The organism is Sphingorhabdus pulchriflava (genome assembly GCF_003367235.1).
Classification (GTDB): domain Bacteria; phylum Pseudomonadota; class Alphaproteobacteria; order Sphingomonadales; family Sphingomonadaceae; genus Sphingorhabdus_B; species Sphingorhabdus_B pulchriflava.
In genome coordinates, this window is the sequence record NZ_QRGP01000004.1 from 1 (window position 1) to 2,294 (window position 2,294).

Here is a 2,294-nt window from a genome sequence, read left to right on the forward strand (position 1 = left end):
CGAGGAACTTTGCGCCGAATTGACATCGGCATTCCTGTGCGCCGCGCTTGGGATCGTCCCGACCGTGCGCCATGCCGATTACCTTGGTTCGTGGCTGGCCGTGTTGCGCGCCGACAATCGCGCAATCTTCAAAGCCGCCAGCCACGCCAGCAAGGCCGCTGACTTTCTCTTGGCCTTCGTTCGGGAAAGCGAATCCAGTCTGGCGCGCGCGGCATGAGCGCGCCGTTTCCGCCCAACGACCGGCTTTTGTCCGAACAGACGCCCATCGGCGAGCAGACGCTGGTTCACGGCGTTGCGCCGATCACGCCCCGCGACCGGCTCGCCATGCGCGCCAACGCACCGTTGGAGCCGAAGAAGCGGCAGCGACCCGCTGACCACGGCCTGTTCGACACCAACGCCCGCAACCAGATCGAGATGTTTTGAAGGAGGTATCCCCATGCTTTTGCTCACCCAAGACCAGCGCGCGCGGCTGATCGCCAACGGCCAGAGCCGTGGCGATCATGTGCCGGTCGTCAAATTCTTCAATCCCGTAGGGTCCGGCACTTGGCTGTTTTCCGAACTGGACGAGGACGGCGACACGCTGTTCGGCCTGTGCGACCTTGGGTTCGGTTGCCCCGAAATGGGTTCGGCCAGTCTATCCGAGATTGCGGCGGTCAAGCTGCCGTTCGGCCTCGCCATCGAGCGCGACCTTCATTTTGAAGGCAGCTTCCCGCTGACTATCTATGCCGATGCCGCCCGCCTGTGCGGCGGCATCACCGAGGACGCGGCGCGGCTTGAGGCCGCAGCCGCCGCCCGCACCAAGGAAGATTCAGCCCTTCCGCCACCTTGACCCCCTCAAGGTGCGGCAGACCCCGCGCGGGATTTTCCCCGCGCGGACAACCGGCCCCATCCTCACCGCCCCCCAAGATGCCCCGAGGATGGGGCCACCCAACGGAGTAAAGACCATGCACATCGACCAAATCCCGCTCGACCGGCTTTCGGTTTCCAAGGCGAACATGCGGGCGGGCAAGAAGCCGCCCGACGTTTCGGACATCCTGCCGTCGATCATCAAGCGCGGCGTGATTTCGCCGCTGTTCGTTCGTCCCAATTGCAACGCCGGTCATTTCGAGATCGTCGCGGGCAAGCGCCGCTATTTCGCCAGTCTCGAGGCCGCGCGGCAGGGCAAGGACGGCGTGACCTTGCCTTGCATCACCCTGGACGAAGGCGACGACGCCGAGGCGCTCGAAGTGTCGATGATCGAGAACATGCTGCGGCAGAATCCCGATCAGGTGACGCAATGGGAAAGCTACACGCGGCTGGTCAAGGAAGGCCGCAGCGTCGAGGACATTGCCGCGACCTTCGCGCTGACCGAATTGCAGGTGAAGCGCATCCTCGCGCTTGGCAATTTGCTCCCGCGCATCCGCGAGGCGTTCCGCGCCGAGGAAATCGACGCGGCCACGGTCAAGCACCTGACCTTGGCGACCAAGGCGCAGCAAAAGGCGTGGCTGGCGCTGTTCGAGGATGCGGACGGCTATGCCCCGCGCGGGAGCCAGTTGAAGGCGTGGCTGTTTGGCGGCGCGTCGATCGCCACGTGCGCGGCGCTGTTCGATCTTGCCGCCTTCGAAGGCCAGATCGTCAAAGACCTGTTCGGGGACGAAGGCTATTTCGCCGATGCCGATCAGTTCTGGGCCGCGCAGTCCGCCGAGATCGAGCGGCGCAAGGCCGCCTATCTCGAAGACGGATGGAGCGCGGTCGAGATCGTCCCTGCCGGTGTCTATTTCCAGACGTGGGAGCATGAGAAGTCCCCCAAGCGCAAAGGCGGGCGCGTCTATATCGACGTCAACGCCAAGGGCGAGGTCGCCTTCCACGAGGGCTATCTGACCCGCAAGGAAGCGCGGCGGCAGGGTGAGGGCGGCAGCGAGGCGGCGAAGCAGTCCGCATCTGTCCGGCCGGAAATCACCTCGGCCATGACCAGCTATATCGACCTGCACCGCCATGCGGCGGTGCGGTCGGCGCTTGCCGCCAACAGCGGCGTGGCGCTGCGCGTCATGGTCGCCCATGCGATTTGCGGTTCGCCCCTGTGGGGCGTGAGGGTTCAGGATCAGCGCAGCCGCAACGAAGCCGTGACCGAGAGCATCGAAACCAGCATCGCCGAAGCCGGGTTCGACGAGCGGCGGCGCGCGGTGCTGGCGGTGCTGGACTTCGACCCCGACGAGGCCAGCGTTGCCTTGGGCCACGAGCCGAGGAACGGCGTCAGCGGATTGTTCCAGCGGTTGCTGGAACTGCCCGACGCTGTGGTCATGGAGGTGTTGGGC

General features: G+C 65.2%; 4 protein-coding genes. All 4 read left to right on the forward strand.

Annotated elements, in window-relative coordinates; all coding sequences use genetic code 11:
- The coding region (locus DXH95_RS15925) for a zincin-like metallopeptidase domain-containing protein (RefSeq protein WP_239016716.1) at window positions 1-217 on the forward strand (217 nt) is incomplete at its 5' end.
- Window positions 214-423 carry a hypothetical protein gene (locus DXH95_RS15930; RefSeq protein WP_115550564.1) on the forward strand — a complete coding sequence of 70 codons (210 nt, stop codon included), beginning with the start codon at window positions 214-216 and terminating at the stop codon, window positions 421-423. The genes DXH95_RS15925 and DXH95_RS15930, both read left to right, overlap by 4 nt.
- 13 nt (window positions 424-436) lie before the next feature.
- Window positions 437-829 carry a DUF2958 domain-containing protein gene (locus DXH95_RS15935; RefSeq protein ID WP_115550565.1) on the forward strand — a complete coding sequence of 131 codons (393 nt, stop codon included), beginning with the start codon at window positions 437-439 and terminating at the stop codon, window positions 827-829.
- Window positions 830-944: 115 nt separating this feature from the next.
- On the forward strand, window positions 945-2,294 hold a 1,350-nt coding region (locus DXH95_RS15940; RefSeq protein WP_115550566.1), incomplete at its 3' end, for a ParB/RepB/Spo0J family partition protein.

What these genes read in the sequence shown, in the direction of transcription:
- DXH95_RS15930 (WP_115550564.1), top strand. Translation starts at nt 214, where the DNA reads ATGAGCGCGCCGTTTCCGCCCAACGACCGGCTTTTGTCCGAACAGACG.
- DXH95_RS15935 (WP_115550565.1), top strand. Translation starts at nt 437, where the DNA reads ATGCTTTTGCTCACCCAAGACCAGCGCGCGCGGCTGATCGCCAACGGC.